Source organism: Clostridium celatum (genome assembly GCF_021412605.1).
GTDB classification, from domain to species: Bacteria; Bacillota; Clostridia; order Clostridiales; family Clostridiaceae; genus Clostridium; species Clostridium celatum.
In genome coordinates this window covers 45,271-67,390 of sequence record NZ_JAJKGM010000006.1, presented here as the reverse complement: position 1 = coordinate 67,390, position 22,120 = coordinate 45,271, and the positions used below count along the sequence as shown (strand labels likewise).

20 protein-coding genes are annotated in these 22,120 nt (G+C 28.3%); 4 read left to right on the top strand and 16 right to left on the bottom strand.

Translation table 11 applies throughout. From position 1 onward, the window contains the following. Positions 1-12 precede the first annotated feature (12 nt). From fabZ to LPC13_RS04355, 8 genes are all read right to left on the bottom strand, one after another. The gene (gene fabZ, locus LPC13_RS04390; protein ID WP_005216346.1) at positions 13-429 is read right to left on the bottom strand and encodes a 3-hydroxyacyl-ACP dehydratase FabZ; all 417 of its coding nucleotides are present in this window, start codon (positions 427-429) and stop codon (positions 13-15) included. Positions 430-443: 14 nt separating this feature from the next. Continuing rightward, entirely contained in the window at positions 444-929 is a 486-nt protein-coding gene (gene accB, locus LPC13_RS04385; protein ID WP_040420236.1) for an acetyl-CoA carboxylase biotin carboxyl carrier protein, read from the bottom strand. A 2-nt stretch (positions 930-931) separates the two neighbouring features. Continuing rightward, a complete protein-coding gene (fabF, locus tag LPC13_RS04380) occupies positions 932-2,176 on the bottom strand; it encodes a beta-ketoacyl-ACP synthase II (protein WP_040420250.1) in 1,245 nt (414 codons plus the stop codon). 14 nt (positions 2,177-2,190) lie between these two features. Then, positions 2,191-2,934, bottom strand: coding sequence for a 3-oxoacyl-[acyl-carrier-protein] reductase (gene fabG / locus LPC13_RS04375; RefSeq protein ID WP_005216341.1), 744 nt, complete (start codon positions 2,932-2,934; stop codon positions 2,191-2,193). Then, positions 2,928-3,875, bottom strand: a complete 948-nt coding sequence (gene fabD, locus LPC13_RS04370; RefSeq protein ID WP_005216340.1) for an ACP S-malonyltransferase — start codon at positions 3,873-3,875, stop codon at positions 2,928-2,930. The genes fabG and fabD overlap by 7 nt, the downstream gene beginning before the upstream one ends. A gap of 13 nt (positions 3,876-3,888) precedes the next feature. Further along, positions 3,889-4,815, bottom strand: a complete 927-nt coding sequence (gene fabK / locus LPC13_RS04365; protein ID WP_040420235.1) for an enoyl-[acyl-carrier-protein] reductase FabK — start codon at positions 4,813-4,815, stop codon at positions 3,889-3,891. 16 nt (positions 4,816-4,831) lie between these two features. Beyond that, complete coding sequence (gene acpP, locus LPC13_RS04360; protein ID WP_005216336.1) at positions 4,832-5,059, bottom strand: acyl carrier protein; 228 nt, start codon at positions 5,057-5,059, stop codon at positions 4,832-4,834. Positions 5,060-5,150: 91 nt separating this feature from the next. After that, the gene (locus LPC13_RS04355; protein WP_005216334.1) at positions 5,151-6,128 is read right to left on the bottom strand and encodes a beta-ketoacyl-ACP synthase III; all 978 of its coding nucleotides are present in this window, start codon (positions 6,126-6,128) and stop codon (positions 5,151-5,153) included. Positions 6,129-6,364: 236 nt separating this feature from the next. On the opposite strand from LPC13_RS04355, the gene LPC13_RS04350 reads away from it, so the two are divergent. Beyond that, the gene (locus LPC13_RS04350) at positions 6,365-7,426 is read left to right on the top strand and encodes an NAD(P)H-dependent flavin oxidoreductase (RefSeq protein ID WP_195244429.1); all 1,062 of its coding nucleotides are present in this window, start codon (positions 6,365-6,367) and stop codon (positions 7,424-7,426) included. A gap of 58 nt (positions 7,427-7,484) precedes the next feature. On the opposite strand, the gene htpG is transcribed toward LPC13_RS04350, so the two are convergent. Together htpG and LPC13_RS04340 are read right to left on the bottom strand one after the other, a co-directional pair. Beyond that, entirely contained in the window at positions 7,485-9,365 is a 1,881-nt protein-coding gene (gene htpG / locus LPC13_RS04345) for a molecular chaperone HtpG (protein WP_005216330.1), read from the bottom strand. 227 nt (positions 9,366-9,592) lie between these two features. Beyond that, complete coding sequence (locus LPC13_RS04340) at positions 9,593-10,582, bottom strand: S8 family peptidase (protein ID WP_040420234.1); 990 nt, start codon at positions 10,580-10,582, stop codon at positions 9,593-9,595. A gap of 289 nt (positions 10,583-10,871) precedes the next feature. On the opposite strand from LPC13_RS04340, the gene LPC13_RS04335 reads away from it, so the two are divergent. Next, entirely contained in the window at positions 10,872-11,294 is a 423-nt protein-coding gene (locus tag LPC13_RS04335) for a zinc ribbon domain-containing protein (RefSeq protein WP_040420233.1), read from the top strand. Positions 11,295-11,362: 68 nt separating this feature from the next. Next, complete coding sequence (locus LPC13_RS04330) at positions 11,363-11,518, top strand: hypothetical protein (RefSeq protein WP_005216324.1); 156 nt, start codon at positions 11,363-11,365, stop codon at positions 11,516-11,518. 111 nt (positions 11,519-11,629) lie between these two features. Here the strand turns inward: LPC13_RS04330 and LPC13_RS04325 are convergent, their stop codons facing one another. The 6 genes from LPC13_RS04325 to LPC13_RS04300 form a co-directional block, all read right to left on the bottom strand. Further along, positions 11,630-12,433 (bottom strand): class I SAM-dependent methyltransferase, encoded by an 804-nt coding sequence (locus LPC13_RS04325; RefSeq protein WP_005216322.1) that lies wholly within the window; start codon positions 12,431-12,433, stop codon positions 11,630-11,632. Between the two features lie 92 nt (positions 12,434-12,525). Continuing rightward, complete coding sequence (locus LPC13_RS04320; RefSeq protein WP_005216320.1) at positions 12,526-13,437, bottom strand: AEC family transporter; 912 nt, start codon at positions 13,435-13,437, stop codon at positions 12,526-12,528. Between the two features lie 179 nt (positions 13,438-13,616). Then, positions 13,617-17,966, bottom strand: a complete 4,350-nt coding sequence (locus tag LPC13_RS04315) for a PolC-type DNA polymerase III (RefSeq protein WP_195244428.1) — start codon at positions 17,964-17,966, stop codon at positions 13,617-13,619. Between the two features lie 149 nt (positions 17,967-18,115). Further along, entirely contained in the window at positions 18,116-18,526 is a 411-nt protein-coding gene (locus tag LPC13_RS04310) for an arsenate reductase ArsC (RefSeq protein WP_005216310.1), read from the bottom strand. 220 nt (positions 18,527-18,746) lie between these two features. Next, positions 18,747-19,694, bottom strand: coding sequence for a ribonuclease Z (locus tag LPC13_RS04305; protein ID WP_005216308.1), 948 nt, complete (start codon positions 19,692-19,694; stop codon positions 18,747-18,749). Positions 19,695-19,723: 29 nt separating this feature from the next. Then, positions 19,724-20,464, bottom strand: a complete 741-nt coding sequence (locus LPC13_RS04300) for a nuclease-related domain-containing protein (RefSeq protein ID WP_005216306.1) — start codon at positions 20,462-20,464, stop codon at positions 19,724-19,726. A gap of 153 nt (positions 20,465-20,617) precedes the next feature. Between LPC13_RS04300 and LPC13_RS04295 the strand changes: the two genes are divergently transcribed. Beyond that, positions 20,618-22,015, top strand: coding sequence for an MATE family efflux transporter (locus tag LPC13_RS04295; RefSeq protein ID WP_040420232.1), 1,398 nt, complete (start codon positions 20,618-20,620; stop codon positions 22,013-22,015). Positions 22,016-22,120: the final 105 nt, after the last annotated feature.

Here is a 22,120-nt window from a genome sequence, read left to right as displayed (position 1 = left end):
CACCTCAATATTTTAACCTACCATAAAGGTTAATTCTCCTTCACATACCTTTTTATCATCTACGTATGCTATTCCATATCCTACTCCAGCTCTTCCTCTAATTTTAGTAAGTTCAACCTCTAATCTTAAAGTATCTCCTGGAACTACTTTTCTTCTAAATTTTGCATTATTTATCCCTGCAAAATATGCAATTTTCCCTTTAAACTCTTCTTTACTTAATAATGCTACAGCTCCAGCTTGTGCTAAGGCTTCAATTATTAACACACCTGGCATTACAGGTTCCACTGGAAAATGACCTTGAAAAAAGTATTCATTCATACTAACATTTTTTATTGCAACTATTTTATTATCCTCAATGTTTTCAACCTTATCTATTAAAAGAAAAGGATATCTATGAGGAATTATTTTCATAATCTCTTTAATATCCATATTATCTCCTTATTCTATTTAATCTTAAATAGCTCCATACCAAACTCAACTATATCTTCATCTTTTCTAAGTACTTCTACTATTTCACCATCAAATTCAGATGTTATTTCATTCATAACTTTCATAGCTTCTATGATACATAGCGTATCACCTTTTTTAACTTTACTTCCAACTTCCACATAAGGAGTTCCCCCTGGTGTTGAAGCAGAATAATAAGCACCTACTAAAGGTGATTTAACTATATTATAGTTTTCTTCATTGAAATCTTCTTTAACTTCATCAGTCACTTCTTTAGCTACTTCTTTTTCTAAAGAAATTTCTTTATTTAAGTATGATGATATTTTTTCTTCTTTACTATAATCTTTGTTATCCTTATATATACTATTTTCTTTATTCTTGCTAAGCTTTAGCTTTATATCTTGACACTCTAATTCAAAAACTCTTAAAGATGATGAATCAATTTCTTTAATTATCTCTTTAATTTGATTATAATCAAGCATTTTTATTCTCCCTTCCACTTCTTAAATATAAGGGTTCCATTATGGCCACCAAATCCTAAAGAATTAGACATAGTATAATTTACATCTATATCAGTCTTTCCAGTATTATTAACTAAATTTAAATCACACTCTTCATCAGAATTTATATAATTAATATTTGCCGGAACAAAATTATCATTTAGTGCTTTTATAGACACTATAGCCTCTACGGCTCCAGCTGCCCCTAATAAATGTCCTGTCATAGACTTAGTTGAACTTAAATATGGTTTATATGAATTTTCTTTAAAAGCTAACTTTATAGCTGCTGTTTCACACTTATCATTTATCGGAGTTGAAGTTCCATGCGCATTTATATAATTTACTTGTGATGAATCAATTTTAGCTTCATTCATAGCACTTATCATTGCCTTAGCAGCCCCACTTCCATCTAAACTTGGTGAAGTTATATGATATGCATCACATGTGCTTCCATATCCAACTATTTCTCCATAAATTTTAGCACCTCTTTTAATAGCACTTTCCAAAGTTTCAAGTATAAGTGCTGCTGCACCTTCTCCCATTACAAATCCATTTCTATCTTTATCAAAAGGTATAGATGCTCTATTTCTATCTTCACTTTTACTTAATGCAGTAAGTGATTGGAACCCTGCTATACCGAAAGGACAAATTGAAGCTTCTGCTCCACCAGCTATAATATAATCGCTATATCCATCTTTAATGTTTCTATAAGCTTCTCCTATACAATGAGTAGATGTCGCACAGGCTGATACTAAACCTAAACAAGATCCTAAAAGTCCATATTCTATTGCAATAGTACCTGCTGCAATATTCGAAATTGCCATAGGTATCATAAGTGGTGAAACTCTATTTGGTCCTTTATTAGCTAAAATCTTAACTTGATTTTCTATAGTTATTAATCCACCAATACCTGAACCAAAGTATACCCCAAATCTTTCCTTATCTATTTTTTCTAAATCTAAATTACTATCATTCATAGCCTCTTTAGCTGCAATCATAGCAAATTGAGTATATCTATCCATTCTCTTAGCGTCTTTTTTATTTAAAAAATCTTCTACATTATAATTTTTAACTTCTGCAGCTAGTTTAACCTTAAATTCTTCTGTATCAAATAAAGTTATATTATCTATTCCATTAACTCCATTTTTTATAGATTCCCAAAACTCTTCTACACTATTTCCAATTGGAGTTATAGCCCCAAGTCCTGTGATTACTACTCTTCTTCCCATTACTTCCATCCTTTCTAGCTCATCACCATTCCACCATCAACATTTATAACTTGCCCTGTTACATAGTTTGATAAATCTGATGATAAAAATACTACTAAATTTGCTACATCCTTTGCACTTCCTATCTTTTTCATAGGAATAGTATTTATAACTTCTTCTTTTACCTTATCGCTTAACACCTTTGTCATATCAGTTTCAATATAACCTGGTGCAATTACATTTACATTTATATTTCTACTTGCAAGTTCTCTAGCCATAGATTTTGAAAAACCTATAACTCCAGCTTTTGAAGCAGCGTAATTGCATTGTCCTGCATTTCCTATAATACCCACAATTGAAGAAATATTGACTATTTTTCCTGATCTTTGTTTTATCATTATCGGTGCTGTAATTTTAGTTGTATTGAATGTACCTTTCAAATTAACATCTATAACATCATTAAAGTCTTCTTCTTTCATTCTAAGAATAAGACCATCCTTAGTTATACCTGCATTATTTACTAAAATATCAATTGATCCAAATTCATCTTTAGTTCCCTTAATAAAATTCTCTACTTCTTCTACATTTCTAACATCACACTTAAATGCAAATACTTTAACATCTAAAGCTTTTATTTCTTCTATAAGATTTTCTACTTCTTTATTTAATGTTCTATAATTAATAGCAACATTAGCACCATTTTTTGCTAGAGTAAGTGCAATTTCTCTTCCTATTCCTCTAGTAGCACCTGTTACTACAGCATTTTTATTTTTTAACATACTTGTAATACCTCCAGAGTTTTGTTTAAAGACTTAAGATCTTCAATATTAAAAATCTTAACATCGGCTCCTCTTTCTTTGCTTATCTCTTTTACAAAACTACTTAAAGTTTTAAGTGGCCCAATTTCGATAAATACATCAATACCACTATCCAACATCTTTTCAATGGTTTCACTCCATTTAACTGATGACTTAACTTGTTTTGTTAAAAGCTCTTTTATATAACTTTTATCTTCTATAAACTCAGCATTCACATTACTAATAACTCTAACTTTAGGATTATTAAAACTTATATTATTAAGTTCCTTCTCTAATTTTACTGATGCTTCTTCTAATAAAGATGTATGGAATGGTCCGCTAACCTTAAGAGGTATAGTTCTTCTTGCACCAGCTTCCTTTAAAAGCTCTGCGGCATAATTTACAGCCTCTACTTCACCACCAATAACAATTTGTTTATTAGTATTATAGTTAGCAATTTCAACCACACCTTTTTCTCTAGCTAAAACTAAAACTTCCTCTATTTTTTCTTTAGATAATCCTAAAACTGCTACCATAGCACCAACACCAAGAGGAACAGCTTCCTGCATAAACTTTCCCCTTTTTCTTACTAAAGCAACGCCGTCTTCAAAACTTAAAGCTGAGCTTGCAACAAGAGCACTATACTCACCTAGACTTAAACCTGCAACTATCTCTGGAGTTATTCCTTTCTCCTTTAATATAGACAATGTAGCTATTGAAGTTGTTAAAATTGCTGGTTGAGTATTTTCAGTTATATCTAACTCCGATTTTTCTCCATTAAATATAAGCTCTGTCAAGTTAAAACCTAAAACTTCATTTGCTTTATTAAAAACTTCTCTGCAAGATTCTATATTTTCATATAATTCTTTTCCCATTCCTATATATTGAGAACCTTGACCTGAGAAAATAAATCCTATATTCATACTTCCTCCTAACTTAAAAAGCTCTCTTTAATTCTTCATATTCTTCAAACATTTCTTCAATAATTTCTCTTGCACTTTGTACCTTAGATATCATACCTGATATTTGCCCTGCCATAAGAGAGCCATTTTCTACATCTCCAAGTTCTACAGCATTTCTTAAAGCACCTTTTCCCAACGCTTCAAGCTTTTCTATTGGCGCATTTTCTTTTTCAAGACTTAAATATTCTTTTGCAAGTTTATTTTTTAATACTTGTACTGGATGCCCTGTTGTTCTACCAGTTACAACAGTATCTATATCCTTAGCTTTAACTACTGCATTTTTATAATTTTCATGTATTTTACACTCTGTAGATGCTAAAAATCTAGTTCCAACTTGAACTCCGCTTGCACCAAGGAAAAATGCTGCTCCAATACCTCTACCATCTGCAATACCACCTGCTGCTATAACTGGAATATTTACAGCATCAATCACTTGAGGTAAAAGTACCATAGTTGTTAACTTTCCTACATGTCCCCCTGATTCGCATCCTTCTGCTATAATGGCATCTGCACCTGCTCTTTCCATTCTTTTAGCTAGAGCTACTGATGCAACTACAGGTATAACTACAATACCAGCTTCTTTCCATTCATTCATGTACTTACCTGGATTTCCTGCACCTGTAGTTATTACCTTAACACCTTCTTCTATTGCCATTCTTGCAAGTTCATCAGCATTTTTAGAAAGTAACATTATATTTAAACCAAAGGGCTTATCAGTAAGCTCTTTAGTTTTTCTAATTTCTTCTCTTATAACATTTGCAGGAGCATTTGCCCCTGCAATTATTCCAAGTCCTCCTGCATTTGATACAGCAGCTGCTAAAGTGCTATCCGATATCCAAGCCATTCCTCCTTGAAATATAGGATATTTAATATCTAAAATACTTCTTATATCCTTTTTCATAAAAATACCTCCAATATTATTTTTCAGTTGCACTTTTTATAAATTCAACTGCATCTTTAACAGTTTTAATATTTTCAGTATCCTCTACCTTTACATCAAATTCTTCTTCAATTTCCATTATTACTTGGAATAAATCTAGTGAATCTGCTTCTAAATCCTCAATAAAGTTTGTTTCTAATTTAACATCTTCTTCATTTACACCTAATTGTTCTACTACTATTTCTCTAATTTTTTCAAATATCATTTTATAATCCTCCTAAAATTCACTTTAATTATTTTCTTTTTTATCTATTATTAAGTTAAAATTAAACTTACTTTAATTTCTTTATTTCAAATTAAAACTGAACTAAAACTCCAGCCCAAGTTAATCCTCCACCAAAAGCAACTAATATAACTTTATCACCTTTATTAATTGCTTTTTCTTCAATTGCTTCACTTAAAGCTATTGGTATACTTGCAGCTGATGTATTTCCATAATTCTCTAAATTTAAATAAAATTTTTCTTTTTCTATTTTTAATCTTTTAGCTGCTTCATCTATTATTCTTGAATTAGCTTGATGTGGAATTATATATTTTATGTTAGATAAATCTTCTCCTGATTTTTCTAACAGTTTATTTACTACTTCTGGAATTATCGATACAGCAAACCTAAAAACTTCCTTACCATCCATTTCAATAAATTCCTTTTTTGATAATTCATTTTTTGAAAATGGATTATTAAGTGTAAATTCATTTGCGATTAAAGCCTTATGTCCACGTTCACCATCTGAACCAAAATAAGTACTTAATATTCCTTGTTTTTCATCAGAAATTTCTAATACTGCAGCTCCTGCTCCATCTCCAAATAATACACAAGTATTTCTATCTTCCCAATCAACAATTCTTGATAAAACTTCACTTCCTATTACTAAAGCCTTTTTACCTTCTCCATTTTTCAAGAGAGAATTTGCAATTATAGATGCGTATATAAATCCTGAGCAAGCTGCTGAAACATCAAAAGCTACTGCATTAGTACACCCTAAAATATTTTGAACACTACATGCTGTAGAAGGCATAATTCTATCTGGAGAAGTAGTTGAAACTATAATTAAATCAATATCTGTTTCTTTACAATTAGCCATATTTAAAGCCATCTTTGCTGCCTTTATAGCTAAATCTACAGTACCTTCACCATTTGAAATTCGTCTTTCTTTTATGCCAGTTCTTTTAAATATCCATTCATGTGATGTATCAACTATTAATGCTAATTCATCATTGCTTACAATATTATCTGGACAATAATGTCCAACTCCTATTACTTTTACTAATCCCATCTTCACACCTTTGTTTTTATCATCTAATTATTTGACAGTCAAATTAATCTGTAAAAATTTTTTGTATAGTTCAATATTGTTCCTCCTTTAAATATTTTGAGCATCAAACAATTAGATTTTAACTATTATTTGAATTATTGTCAATATTTATTTTTTTGTTGCTATTTTTCTGCACCTGTATTATACTACAAATATATTTTGATTGTCAAAATATTTGATTTGAAAGGAGATAGATCATGAAATTTAATCCATTAATAATAGGGAATTTAAAAGCTTCTATACCAATTATTCAAGGAGGAATGGGAGTTGGTGTATCCTTATCTAAACTAGCAGGAACTGTGTCAAAATTCGGAGGAATAGGTGTTATTTCTGCTGCTCAACCTGGTTATTTAGAAGAAGATTTTGAAAGTAATACTCTTCAAGCTAATCTTAGATCTTTAAAAAAACATATAAAAAAAGCTAAAGAAATTAGTAATAATGGAATTATTGGGGTAAATATTATGGTTGCTATGAATAATTATAGTGATATTGTAAAAGCAACTATCGAAGCTGGTGCTGACATTATTATATCAGGCGCTGGTTTACCTCTAAAATTACCAGAATATACAAAAGGTAGCTCTATAAAAATATTTCCTATAGTATCATCATTAAAAGCTACAAAACTTATTTTTTCTTATTGGAAAAAACATTATGATAAAGTTGCAGATGGTTTTATTATAGAAGGTCCTGAGGCAGGCGGTCATTTAGGGTTTAAAGCAGATAAGCTTAATGATGACATTATAAATTTTGATGATAATGTTTCTTCTATTTTAGAAGAAATTGCTAATTACGAAAAAACTTACAACTGCAAAATTCCAGTTATAGTTGGTGGTGGCGTATTTAATTCATCTGACATAAAAAAATATCTTTCATTAGGGGCTAGTGGTGTCCAGATTGGAACTAGGTTTGTTGCTACAGATGAATGTGATGCTCATATAAACTTTAAAAATGCTTATGTAAATTCTACAAAAGATGACATTAAAATAGTTAAAAGTCCTGTAGGAATGCCTGGTAGAGCTATTAATAACAAATTTTTAGAATCATTAAATTCAGAACATAAAAAAATAAGCAAATGTTATAATTGCTTAGTTCCATGTAATCCTCTGACTACACCATATTGTATAAGCAAAGCTTTAATTAATGCAGTTTCTGGAGATATTGATAATGGTTTAATATTCTGTGGTTCTAATGCCTATAAAATTAATAAAATTGTTTCTGTACAAGAACTTTTATCAGAACTTACTTCAGAATTAAATTAATAAATAAGAATAGTAGTAGCAAAATTACTATTTTGCTACTACTATTTTTTTATCATATCTACTTCATTAATTTACAAATATTATTTGTAAATTCAACTGGATCTTCAATTGATAAACCTTCTATTAATAAGGCTTGATTATACAATAAATTTGTGTATAATCCTAATTTTTCTTTGTCATTTTCATAGGCATCTTTCAAAGCATTATAAACTTCATGATTAACATTAATTTCTAATACTTTATCGGCTTTTACTCCTTGATTATTAGGCATAGAATTTAAAACTTTTTCCATCTCAATTGAAATTTCACCTTCATTTGATAAGCAAACTGGATGTTTCTTTAATCTCTTTGAAGCCTTAACAGCCTTAACTTTATTATTTAAAACTTCTCTCATTGTTTCAAATAAAGCTTTGCTTTCTTCTTCATTTTCATTATTTGAATCTTTTTCATCATTATTTTCTATTCCTAAATCATCGCTATATACTGACTTAAACTCTTTATCTTTATATTTCATTAACATCTTAATTGCAAATTCATCAATATCATCAGTACAATATAAGATTTCATATCCTTTATCTAGTAAAAGATCGATTTGTGGCATTTTTTCTATTCTTGCTATAGATTCACCTGTTGCATAATAAATATATTTTTGTTCTTCAGACATTCTAGTAACATACTCATCTAAAGTTACCATCTTCTTTTCCTTTGAAGAATAGAACATTAATAAATCTTGAAGAACTTCTTTTTCTGCTCCAAAATTATCATAAACACCAAATTTTAATGTTCTTCCAAAAGCAGAATAGAATTTTTCATAGCTTTCTCTTTCATTTTTAAGCATTTTTTCTAATTCGCTCTTTATTTTATTCTTTATATTTTTAGCAATAAATCTTAATTGTCTATCATGTTGAAGAATTTCCCTAGAAATATTTAAAGATAAATCTTCTGAATCAACAATTCCTTTTACAAATCCAAAGTAATCTGGAAGTAAATCAGAACATTTATTCATAATCATTACACCATTTGAATAAAGTTCTAATCCTTTCTCATAATCTTTTGTATAGAAATCATATGGCATATTTTCTGGAATATATAAAATTGCATTGTAACTTACAGTTCCATCTACACTTAAATGAATATGTTTTAATGGCTTATCAAATCCAAAATGCTTTTCATTATAGAAATTATCATAATCTTCCTTACTTAATTCACTTTTATTTTTTCTCCAAATAGGAACCATACTATTAATTACTTTTTCTTCAACGTAATCTTCATATTCATTTTCTGTTCCTTCTTTAAGTTTTCTTTCAGTTATATCCATTTTTATTGGATATCTTATAAAATCTGAATATTTTTTAATTAATGATTTAATTTTATATTCATTTAAATATTCATCAAAATTTTCATCTTCAGTATTTTCTTTTAAATGTAATATTATATCTGTACCTATAGTTTCCTTTGTAGCTGGCTCTATAGTATAACCTTCAACACCTTTAGACTCCCACTTGTAAGCTTCATCACTTCCAAAAGCTTTAGTAATAACAGTTACTTTATCTGCTATTAAAAATGACGAATAGAAACCAACACCAAATTGACCTATTATATCATAACCTTCTTTAGCTTCATTTTCTTTCTTAAATTGAAGAGAACCACTTTTAGCAATAACACCTAAGTTATCATCTAACTCTTCTTTTGTCATACCAATACCAGTATCAGATATTTTTATTATTCTGTTATCTTTATCTATTGATACCTTTATAAAATAATCTTCCTTATTAAAACTTATATTATCTGATGATAATGCTTTATAATAAATTTTATCAATTGCATCACTTGCATTAGATATAAGCTCTCTTAAGAAGATTTCTCTATGCGTATAAATTGAATTAATCATTAAGTCTAAAAGTCTTTTAGACTCTGCTTTAAATTGTTTTGTTTCCATAAAACTCTCTCCTTACATACTTGATTGTTAGCACTCACCAAACTCGAGTGCTAATACATATTTTTATTATATACCTTGTTTTTTTTTAGTCAATACCTTAAAAATTATTAATTGTATTTTTTACATTTTTGAAACATTTTTCATTTATATGTAAACCGAAGTATTGATATACATCTTAATATTTACTAATACTTCAGTTTTATATTTTTAATAATAATTCTATTTTATTAGAAGCTATTTTTTAATATTTCACTTATTAATTTATCATCTTTTATAATTTTCCCCATCAAATCATCTATAGTTAAATATAACATTCCGTTTCCTTCAATATTTTTATCATATCCTAATGATACAGTTTTCTTAATTAATTGTGCATAAATTTCTGTTTCACTTAATTTTCTTTTAAATACATCTTCTGCCCAATTAATTATTAATGCCAATGCTCCTGCAACATGCGGTGTTGCCATAGATGTTCCTTGCATCTCAGCAAATTTATTTCCTGGTGCTGTTGATAATATTCCCCTATTATTATATCCTTGTCCAGGTGCAACTAAATCAACTTGATTATTTGAAGCTGAAAATCTACTACTTTCTTTATTTGCATTAATAGACCCAACAGATATTACTTCATTATAAGCAGCAGGATAACTTAATTCTGTTGTTTTAGCTTTTGCATCTCCATCATTTCCCGCTGCACATACTACAAGTATCCCCTTATTTACTGCATTTTTTATAGCATCATGAAGTGCAATATCGTCATATTTTCCACCTAAAGACATTGAGATTATATTAACATTTTGTTTCACTGAATAATTTATCCCATCTACAATCCAGTTGTAGTTACCTCCATTTTTACTTAAAGCCTTAATTATTAAAAGATTTGCTTTAGGTGCAACTCCTACTACTCCATTTCCTATCTCACTTGCGGCAATAATTCCTGCAACATGAGTTCCATGTCCAACATAATCTGTTACAATACTCGTATTTCCTTTATCATCATCAGTAAAATTTCTTACACCTACTATTCTATCCTTTAAATTAATATGGGTAATATCACATCCAGTATCAATAACAGCAATAGTAATATTTTCTCCCTTTCTACCTCTATCCCAAAACTTTGGTGCATCTATAATATTAACTCCATCTGGAATACCACTAGCTACACTTTGTTGCTGAAGTACTGTATATGAAGTTAAATTTATATCTCTGTTTATCATAATATTTCCCCTCATTTTATCATTAGATTATTTTTATCTTCTAATAATAAAATACGAAGTAAACATTATTATGGTTACGAAAGGTTTATAAAATACAAAAGACGTTGCATTTTGTGCTGCAACGCCCCATAATCAAATTCTAGTTACTTTGTAACTAGATGACTATGCTTTTATTATTTCTTTTTATTAACTTTTTATTCATTATTTATTCTCATAATATAAATTGTACATGGTTATAAAATATATTATAATTATGGTAAATTTATATTTTAATATAAGGAGTGTTTATATGAAATTTTTACAAGGTAGATATGGAGTAGATTTGTTATCCCTATTGCTAACTTTACTTGCAGCAATACTTAATATTTTTGATATAACAAGACTTTTAGCACTTATAATCTTAATTTATGCAATCTATAGAGCTTTTTCAAAAAAAATATATAAAAGAAAAGAAGAATATAATATATTTTTTACATACACAAATAAAATTTTAAAAAAATTTGGTAAATCTATCCCATATAATCTTCCTGTTTATGATTTAAATAATTTAGTTATTTACTTTGATAACTTTAAAAAAAGATATATTGAATTTAGAAATTATAAAATTACAAAGTGTCCTAACTGTAAGCAAAAATTACGCTTACCTAGAAAAAAAGGTAAGATAGTAGTTACATGTAAAAGATGTGGACATAAATTTGATTTAAAAACATAAATATTTTTATTAAATTTGTAACATACTTAAAATAAATAGTTTTAGTAGTTATTTTATGGAGGTTACAAATGAAAAAATTTCTTATGTATATACCAATACTTTTTTTAACATTATCTATGTTTTCAACATCTAATATATATTCTATTTTAGTTGAAAATAAATCAAAAATTACAAATTATTCAATTACTGCTCCAAATAAATCATTGCCGAAATGGTGGAGATAACTTATTTAGAAGTTAGTATTTATAGTTTAAAAAAAGAGATAAAGTCAGTTTATTACTGATTTATCTCTTTTTTATATTTCTCTCAAATATATTTTCTATTAATACTACCCACTAATTAAAAGGTTTTACTCCTTTCGCCATTAAATTTAAAAATATTATTGTACAATTATTACTTAAATTTGTATCATTACATAGTTTTAAAATTTTTGCTATTCGTGGATTTTTTCTTGATATCATTTTCAATTCTTGTTGTCCTATTTTGGGAGTTCCAATTATGTTTTTTATACCTACTATATCACTATGAATAGTAACAGCTTCAAAATCTAATTTTTCAAATCCTTGATATTTTAATATTTTTACAAGCTTTCTACCTATTTCTCTATTCCAACCTACACGTTTTTCTATTTGGCTTATATAGCCTCTACCACTTTTGAATAACATATCTGGATCACTTACACCATAAAGTCCCCTATCAGAGTCTATTATTACAACTATACCACCTGGTTTTAATAGTCTATATACTTCTTTTGCTGCTTCAAATGGATTTTCTAAATGTTGAAATACAAATCTGCAAATTATGAAATCATAGGTGTTTTCAGAAAGACCACTATCTAAAATAGATCCATACTTGAAATTAATTCTTCCTTCCGAATACTTCTTTAATCTTTCCTTTGCTATACTAAGCATATTTTTATCAACTTCTAAATCAGTTATATTTGAATTAGGTAAGTTATCTAATAATAATTCACTATAGACTCCTGTTCCAGAACCTACATCTAATATCTTCATTCCATCTCTTAAACCTAACCATTTTAGAGTTCTAAACTCTTTTTTCCAACCAAGCTTTGCTTGCATTTCAAGTCTATTAATTTCATTATTTAATCCAATAATATTATAAATTGAATTATAACTCACTACATTCCCCTTTTAGTGCTAATTATTCTTTATCTACATGTTATGTTTTTAATAATTAATGTGTTCTTTAATACTTAATAAAAATATATTTTCTATAATATGAATTTCAATAAAATTGGAAATGTTACTAAGAATAATAATGTAGTTATAAAAACAATTATTGCTGAATATTCTACTTCTTTTTCATAGCTTTCAGCTAAAATTGATGTCATTGCAGCTGCCGGCATTGCAGTAAGTACAATCAAAGTCTTAACTACTATAGAATTATCATTTATCACTTTAGATATTATTATAAGAATAATAGGCAATAAAATTAATTTTAAAAATGCACTATAATATATAGTAAAATCCTTTAAATATTTTATAAAATTAGCCTTTGAAAGTATAACTCCTACTATAATCATTGATAAAGGACCTGTTAATGAACCTACTAAATCTAAAGTATTCAAAATTACAGTTGGTAAATTTAAATTAAAAATCATAATTATTAATCCTATAACTACTGCAATAATTGAAGGATTTAAAATAACCTTTTTTATATCTTTAAAACTAACCTTACCTGTATATAACAAAACTCCATAAGTCCATAAAAATATAGTAAAATACATATTAAATATAGATGCATAAATTACTCCTTCAGCTCCAAAAATACTAATTATTACAGGAAATCCTATAAAGCCACAGTTTGAAAAAACATTTGCAAATTGAATTATTACCTTTTTGTCTGATTTTAAAGGTAGAAGTAATAAATATGAAACTATTATTGTTATTAAAATTACTATAGGACTATAATAAAAACATTTTATTATGTTATTTTTAACCTCTTCATTCATATCAAAAATAAAAGATACAATTATCATAGCTGGCAATGTTATTTCTAACAACAAATTAGTTAAACCTTTATTAATTTCTCCTGTAATAATATTTCTCTTACTCCCATAAATACCAACCAAAATTATCAAAAACAATGATATTACACTATTAATTATTACTGATAAATCCATTTTTCATCCCCCTTCATTTCTATATTATTCTAAAACTATCTATAAGAGAAACACTTAACATCTTAATTTTTACAAATTTTTTTATACCAAATATACTCACTTAAAAATTTTAACAAATAAAAATGATAAGTTAAAGAAAACTCTACGTTTTAACTTCAACTTATCATTTAAATTTTTAACTAAAATAATGATAATTGGTTTGTTTCTGACATTCCTTCTAAGCATCCATGATTACTTAAAGTTTCAATTACTGTCTTAGAAACCTTTGATCTCAACCTTAAATCTTCCTTTGAAATAAATTCCCCATCTTTTCTAGCTTCTGCAATAGATTTAGCTGCATTTACTCCAACTCCTTGAAGAGAACTTAGCGGTGGTCTCAATGCATTATCTACAATTTGGAATTTAGTTGCATCTGATTTATATAAATCAACCTTTAGCATTTTAAAACCTCTCTTATACATTTCAAAAGAAAGCTCAAGTACAGTCATTAAACCCTTATCCTTTACTGATGCCGAATTTCCAAGAGCATATAGTTCTTGTAATTTAGCATGTACTGCACTTTCTCCTTTACAAACTAAATCTGCATCAAAATCATCAGCACCTCTTACTGTAAAGTATGTTGCATAATATGCTAAAGGATAATAAACCTTAAAGTAAGCAACTCTAACTGCCATCATAACATATGCAACAGCATGCCCTTTAGGGAACATGTACTTAATTCTTTTACAAGACTCTATATACCAATCTTCAACTTTATTTTCCTTCATTATTTTTTCAAATTCTTCTGTTAAGCCTTTACCTTTTCTTACACTTTCCATTATTGTAAAAGCTGTTTTTGGTGGTACACCTTTATACATAAGGTATACCATGATATCATCTCTTGTTGCAATACAATCTCTAAGTGTAGTGTATCCTTCCTTAATAAAGTATTGAGCATTATTAAGCCAAACGTCTGTACCATGAGATAAGCCAGATATTCTAACTAAATCTGAGAATGTTTGTGGCTGTGTATCAACAAGCATTTGTCTAACGAATTTTGTACCAAACTCAGGAAGTCCATAAGATCCGACTTCACATTCAAGTTCCTCTTTAGTAACTCCTAAAGCTTCTGGTGATGTAAATAAAGACAGTACTTTTTTATCATTAAGTGGAATAGTCTTAGGATCTACTCCAGTTATATCTTGAAGCATTCTAAGTACTGTCGGATCGTCGTGTCCAAGTATATCAAGCTTAAGTAATCTACCTGAAATTGAATGATAATCAAAATGTGTTGTAGTTACATCGGATGTAGAATCATCAGCTGGTCTTTGTATAGGCGTAAAATTATAAACATCTGTATAATTAGGTACAACCATGATACCACCTGGATGTTGTCCTGTAGTTCTTTTAATACCTGTACATCCTATTGTTAATCTTTCGATTTCTGCTTGAGATACCACTATTCCTTTTTGATCTAAATATTTTTTAACAAATCCATATGCAGTTTTTTCAGCCACTGTTCCTATTGTACCTGCCTTAAATACGTATCCTTTACCGAATAAAACTTCTGTATATTTATGAATATCAGCTTGGTTATCTCCTGAAAAGTTTAAGTCGATATCTGGTTCCTTATCCCCTTCAAATCCAAGGAAAGTTTCAAATGGTATATCATGCCCATCCTTAATATATGGCACATGACAATCTGGACAATCCTTATCTTCTAAGTCTGCACCCGAACTTACAGATCCATCTAAAAAGAATATAGATTTTTTACATTTTGGACAAACATAATGAGGTGGAAGTCCGTTAACCTCTGTTATATCTGACATTGTTGCAACGAAAGAAGATCCAACTGATCCTCTAGAACCAACTAAATATCCATCTGAATATGACTTTGCAACTAACTTTTGTGCAATTAGATAAAGTACTGCATACCCATTATTAATGATTGAATTTAATTCTTTATCTAATCTCTTTTGAACTACTTCTGGTAAATTATCACCATAAATAGAGTGAACCTTATTTAAAGTCATATTTCTAATATCATCATCTGCACCTTCAATTTTAGGCGGATAAGTTTCATCTGGAATTGGTTTTAATATATCAATAGAATCTGCTATTGCTTGAGGATTTTTAATTACAACTTCTCTGGCAATATCAGAACCTAAATATGAAAATTCCTTAAGCATTTCTTCTGTTGTCTTAAAATATAGTGGTGGTTGATTATCAGCATCAGCAAATCCTTGCCCTGCCATTATAATTCTTCTAAAAGCTTCATCATACGGCTCTAAGAAGTGAACATCTCCAGTTGCAACTGTAGGCTTATTTATTTCCTTAGCTAAGTTATATATTTTTCTATTTATATCTCTAAGCTCTTCTTCATCTTTAACATTACCTTTTTCAATTAAGTACGCATTATTTGCAATTGGTTGAATTTCTACATAATCATAAAATTCCATTATACTTTTTATTTCATCATCACTTTTACCACCAATTACAGAACGATAAATCTCTCCAGCTTCACAGGCCCCACCTATAATTAAATGTTCTCTCATTTCCATAAGTCTTGACTTCTTAGTTCTTGGTCTTCTAAAGAAATTATCTATATGTGCTTCTGAAACAAGTTTATATAAATCCCTAATACCTTCTTGTGATTTTGCTAACATTATTATGTGATATGTAGGTAATTTCTTAATATCAACCTTTTCTAAGAATACCTTATTTAACTCTGTTAAAGTTTCTATTTCTAATTCTTCTTTAATTTTCTTTATACATATAACTAAAATATCACCTGTTGCCTTTGCATCATCTACTGCTCTATGGTGACTTTCAAGCTTAACACCTAAATGCTTAGCAACTAAATTTAACTTTACGGATTTAAGCTCTGGATATAAAAATCTACAAAGCTGTACAGTATCAACGATGGTATTATTAAACTCTAAACCTAAATCCATGCAGTTTTTTGATATAAAGCTGCAATCAAAACTTGCATTATGAGCTACAACAACTGCATCCCCTATAAATTCTAAAAATCTTGGGAGTACATCATCTATTGCATTTGCATTTGCTACCATATCATCACTTATACCAGTAAGTTCTGTTATATTATATGGTATAGGCCTTCTTGGATTAACAAACTCACTAAAGTTATCAACTATAACTCCATTTTGAATTTTAACTGCACCAATTTCAATTATCTTGTCATTTTTAGATGAAAAACCTGTTGTTTCTATATCAAATACAACATATGTATCATCTAAGCTTTGACCTTTTTCATGTAATGCAAGAGGCACACCATCATCAACTAAATATCCTTCAACACCGTATAAAACCTTTATCTTATTTTTCTTAGCTGCAATTTGTGCATCTGGGAATGCTTGAACCCCACCATGGTCTGTAATTGCTATTGCAGGATGACCCCATTTTGCAGCTCTTTCTACAATTTTACCTACTGGTGTTGTACCATCCATAGCACTCATAGTAGTATGGCAATGAAGCTCAACTCTCTTTTCTTCAGCTCCGTCCATTCTTTCAATTTTCTTCATCTTAAGAATATCTCTGCCCATTATTACAACTTCACGCTGATAAGTATCGTATATAGCTTCTCCTCTTACTTTACAATAAAGGCCTTTCTTAACATTTTCAAGAACTTCATCTTTTTCTTGTTGCTTTAAGAAGCACTTAACTGTAATTGACCCTGTATAATCAGTTATATAGAAAGTTAATATTATCTTACCTGTCTTAGTTTCCATAGTTTCAACTTTAAATACTTCGCCAAGTATAGCAACAAAACCTGAAGTTTCATCTATATCTCTAATTGCAGTTGCCTCAATAGAAATATTTCTACCATATATAGCATTTTCAGCCTTAGGCTCTCTCTTATATGTATTTTCTCGCTTTTCATATGGCTTCTTTTCTTGTGGTTTATTAGCTACTGGTTTAGATTGACTAGCTAACTTTGACTCTGAAGCCATTTCCTTAGCCCTATCTGAAAGTGCCTTAGTTAATAATTCTCTTTCTCTTCTTTCAGCTTCCTTAGGATCAATAACAATTTCCATAGCAGGATCAAATTTAACTTCAATTTTACACGTTATTCCAAACATAGCATTTATGGAATTTTCTAAAGACTTTACTCCATCTTTAGCCTTTAAATGATCTGTTAATTTTTCATAACCATTATAAAGAACTACTTTATTTCCTGTAACTTCTTTTCTACAATTCATTAATAGTGTCTTACAAAGTGGTGTTTTCTTTAAAGTATCAGTAGTGCACTCAATCCAATGATTTTTTATTACTTCCTCTAAAGTAATATCACTGGCATCTCTATAAAAAACTATCTCAACAGTTATTTTTATCATAAGAGTTCTACATATAATATTTTTTATTAGCTCTTCTTCTTCTATAGCTAATTTTTCTTTACCTCTTAAAATGACCTTTAAAATCATACTTTTTCTTAAAAGTTGAAATTTTATTATTTTAAGCTCCTTATCTTCTAAGCTTTCTTGCTTATTTATTTCAAGGGTTAACTTTTTAATAATGTCTTTGCTCATATTCTTCCCCCTTAATTTCAACTAAAATAATCAGCTTTACTATTATATCATAAATTAAAATTACTTAAATAACTTTAATTTATTCCATTTATAATAATAAAAAAACAACCTCAAAACTACTTCTTTATAGCTTGAGGTTATTTAATATCTTAAACTAATTCATTATTTTTTATTCTTTCCATTAAATCTTTAATTTTAATTTCTATAGTTTTTGCTGTCTTAATAAAGTCTTCATCACATTTTCCTGTAGGGTCTTCTAATCCCCAATCTTCAATATGCTTTGCTGGTAAATATGGACATACTACATTACATCCCATTTTTATAACTATATCTACAGTTGGAATATCATTTAATAATTTTGATTTTTGTGTTTCATTCATATCAACATCATATAACTCTTTTATTATTCTTACTGCATCTTGATTTATTTGTGGTTTTGTTTCAGTTCCTGCAGAATAACTTTCAAAAACATCTGATCCATATATTCTCCCTAATGCTTCTGCCATTTGAGATCTACAAGAATTGTGCACACATACAAATGCTACCTTTGGTTTATTCATAACTTTCTCTCTCCTTATATAGATATATATCTATATAGTATAAAGAAATTATATTCATAGTCAATATAGTTTCTTCATATTATTCTTAGTTGCTAAAAATCACTAATAATTTCCTAAGTTAATAATCCCTTTGTAGAAAAAATAATCACTAAATTTTATCTTTTTATATCTACTTAATTAAATATAAAAATAATAAATATCGTATTTTTATTACTTCTACTTACTCTGTAAAGCTAATATTTTTTATTAATCTATCTTCACCTATTATTGTATTTTCAAAAATATTAGTTGCATTTTCTATAAATTCCTTTGGTTCTGCTAAAGCTGGACTAAAATGTGTTAATAAAAGTTCTTTACATCGTCCTTCTTTTGCAATAGTAGCTGCTTCACTAAATGTCATATGTTTATTTTTTATTGCCTTATCTTTATCTAAATCACTTCCATAAGTTCCTTCACAAATAAATAAATTACTTTCTTTAATAAAATCTATCATTTCTTCCTTGGGTCTGCTATCTGTAATTAAACTTAACTTTATTCCTCTTCTTTCATCACCTAAAACCATCTCTCCAGTATACTCTTTACCATCATATACTATCACTTCATCAATCCCACCTTTTTGAAGCTTATTCCATAATATTTTAGGCACTCTATTTTTCTCAGCTTTATCCACAGAAAATTTTCTATCACGTCTAAAATAAAAGCTATATCCTATACATGGTGATGAATGTTCAACTTCTAATGTAGTTAATTTTATTTCTCCTTTTTCTTCTACTACATTTATATTTTCTTTAGTAACATTTAAATTAACCTCTCTTGGATTTTCTATTATATTAATATCGTATGGCAAATACTTTGCTATAACTCTAAGACTATTAACAACTTCAGTAATTCCTTGTGGTCCAATTATAGTTAAAGGCTCCAATCTTCCACTATTTCCTATAGTTGCTAAAATTCCTGGAAGTCCTACAATGTGATCTCCATGGCAATGAGTAATCATAATTACATCTACAGACTTAAACCCCCACCCTACTATTCTCATAGAAACTTGAGTTCCTTCACCACAATCTATAAGTATCTTTCTTCCTTTAAAATTCAAAAGTGTTGCCGATAAATTTCTATAAGGCATAGGCATTCCACCTAAACTACCTAATAAACATAAATCAACCATATTTACACCAACTTTCTACTGTATACTTATTAATATTCCATCCTAAACGTACACCCTGGATAGTTTTTGCATCCTTTAAAGCTACCATATCTATTATGACGTTTCTTTAGCTTTCCTCCACATCTAGGACATCTATTTTTATTTAATCTTTTTTTAGCCTTTTTAACACTTCTTTTAATACTTTTAATATGTACTTTTCTTTCTCTTAAAGAATTTATATTTAATTCTTTAAGCTTTCCATAAATATTATTTACCTCTTCTATAGTAAATTCTCTCTCTTTATTTTTCTTTATAATCCTATTTATTTTATTACAATAAACTACGTCTGTTTCAACATTAATATTTAATTTTGCTCTTTTAGTAAATGCAATTATTGAATTTATCTTTTTATATTTAAGTTCCGGAATTATATTTTTTAATGCTATTATATGACCATTATTTTGCTTTATAGGATTTCTTAGAGTTTCTTTCTTATTAAAAAGTATTTGTATCCAATTGTGGTCATATTCATTTCCTTTAATTATTCCTTTATAGTTTTTAGTTTCTATAACAAATATTCCATAAATTGATATAACTATATGATCTATTTGGGTAGTAGTGTTTGGTGCTTTTAAAAGTATATTATTTATTACCTTATATTTTTTCTTATTTAATTTACTAAGTCTTTTACTTACTATTATTTCCCCTATATAACCTTTAACCTTAGATTTATATACATTTATAATAGTCAGTAAAATTATTAATATTCCAACTAATGCTTTTATCTTCATGTACTTCCTAATCTTTCTATCTGATTTGATAATATTATTTTGCCATCTTCCATAGTTATTGTAAATATTTTATTTTTTCGTTGCTAACGCAACAATGTTATGATAAAATTCATTTCGTTGCTAACGCAACAATATTTAAAGGAAGGTGAAAATATGTCTAAAACAAATAATCAAGACACTCTTGGTAATGAAAGTATTTTAAAACTTTTAATTAAATTTTCAATTCCAGCCATAGTTGGTATGATAGTAAATATGCTTTATAACGTAATAGATAGAATTTACATCGGTAATATACCTAATATTGGTGGACTAGCTATAACTGGTGTAGGTATAACTATGCCATTAACTACAATAATAACTGCATTTGGTATGCTAATTGGTATTGGAACATGTGCTAATATATCTATTGCATATGGTAAGAAGAACAAAACTGAAGCTGAAAGTTTCTTAGGAAATGGTGTAGCACTTATAATTATCATTAGTATCTTAATTGCTATACTTGGTAATATATTTGCTAAACCACTTTTAACTTTATTTGGTGCAAGTGAAAATACATTACCTTATGCATTAGCATATATAACTCCATTGTTTACAGGAACAATTTGTAATTTATTTGCATTTGGTTTAAATAACTCTATACGTTCAGATGGTAATCCTAAGCTTAGTATGCTTACTATGATTATTGGTGCAACTATAAACTTACTGTTAGACCCTATTTTTATCTTTGGCTTAAATTTAGGAATAAAAGGTGCAGCCTATGCTACTATTTTATCGCAATTTATAGCTAGTTGTTGGGTTTTACATTACTTTACAAAAAGCAAAAAATCTTCTATAAATATCACATTACCTAAAATGAAATTAAAAAAACATATAGTTAATTCAATATTAATGATAGGCTTATCACCATTTTTAATGCAAATAGCTAGCAGTATCGTTTCTGTTCTTGCAAATAAAGCTTTAATGACTTATGGTGGAGATTTAGCAATTGGAGCTATGGCTATAATAACTTCTATTTATTCAATATTCATAATGCCTATATATGGGTTAAATCAAGGTACTCAGCCAATTATAGGATATAATTATGGTGCAAAAAAATATGATCGTGTAAGAAAAACTTATATTTATGGTTTAACTTGCTGTACGATTATACTAGTATTAAGTGCTATCTTTATTCAATTATTTCCTGAAAAAGCTGTTGGAATGTTCAATAACGATCCACTCCTTACAAATATAACCATATCAGGAATGAAGCTTTATCTTTTATCAATGCCTATAATAGGAATTCAAATGACTGCTTCAAATTATTATCAAGCTGTTGGTAAAGCGAAAAAGGCAATGTTTATAAGCTTAACAAGACAAATAATCTTTTTAATCCCTGCATTTTTAATATTCCCTAAATTATTTGGGCTTACTGGAGTTTGGCTTGCTGGACCTATTGCAGATTTTTTAGCTATATTACTTTCAGGAATTGTTATATTTAGAGAAATGACCTCATTAAAAAATCTCTCTACTGAAGAATCTGATCTAAACACTAAGAAATCTGTTGCATAATAATTAAATTAATATTTCATAATACAATTATTAATTGTATTATAATATAGATTTTTATTTAATTAACATGTTAAAATATCAGTATATATTTTAATAATCGAAAGA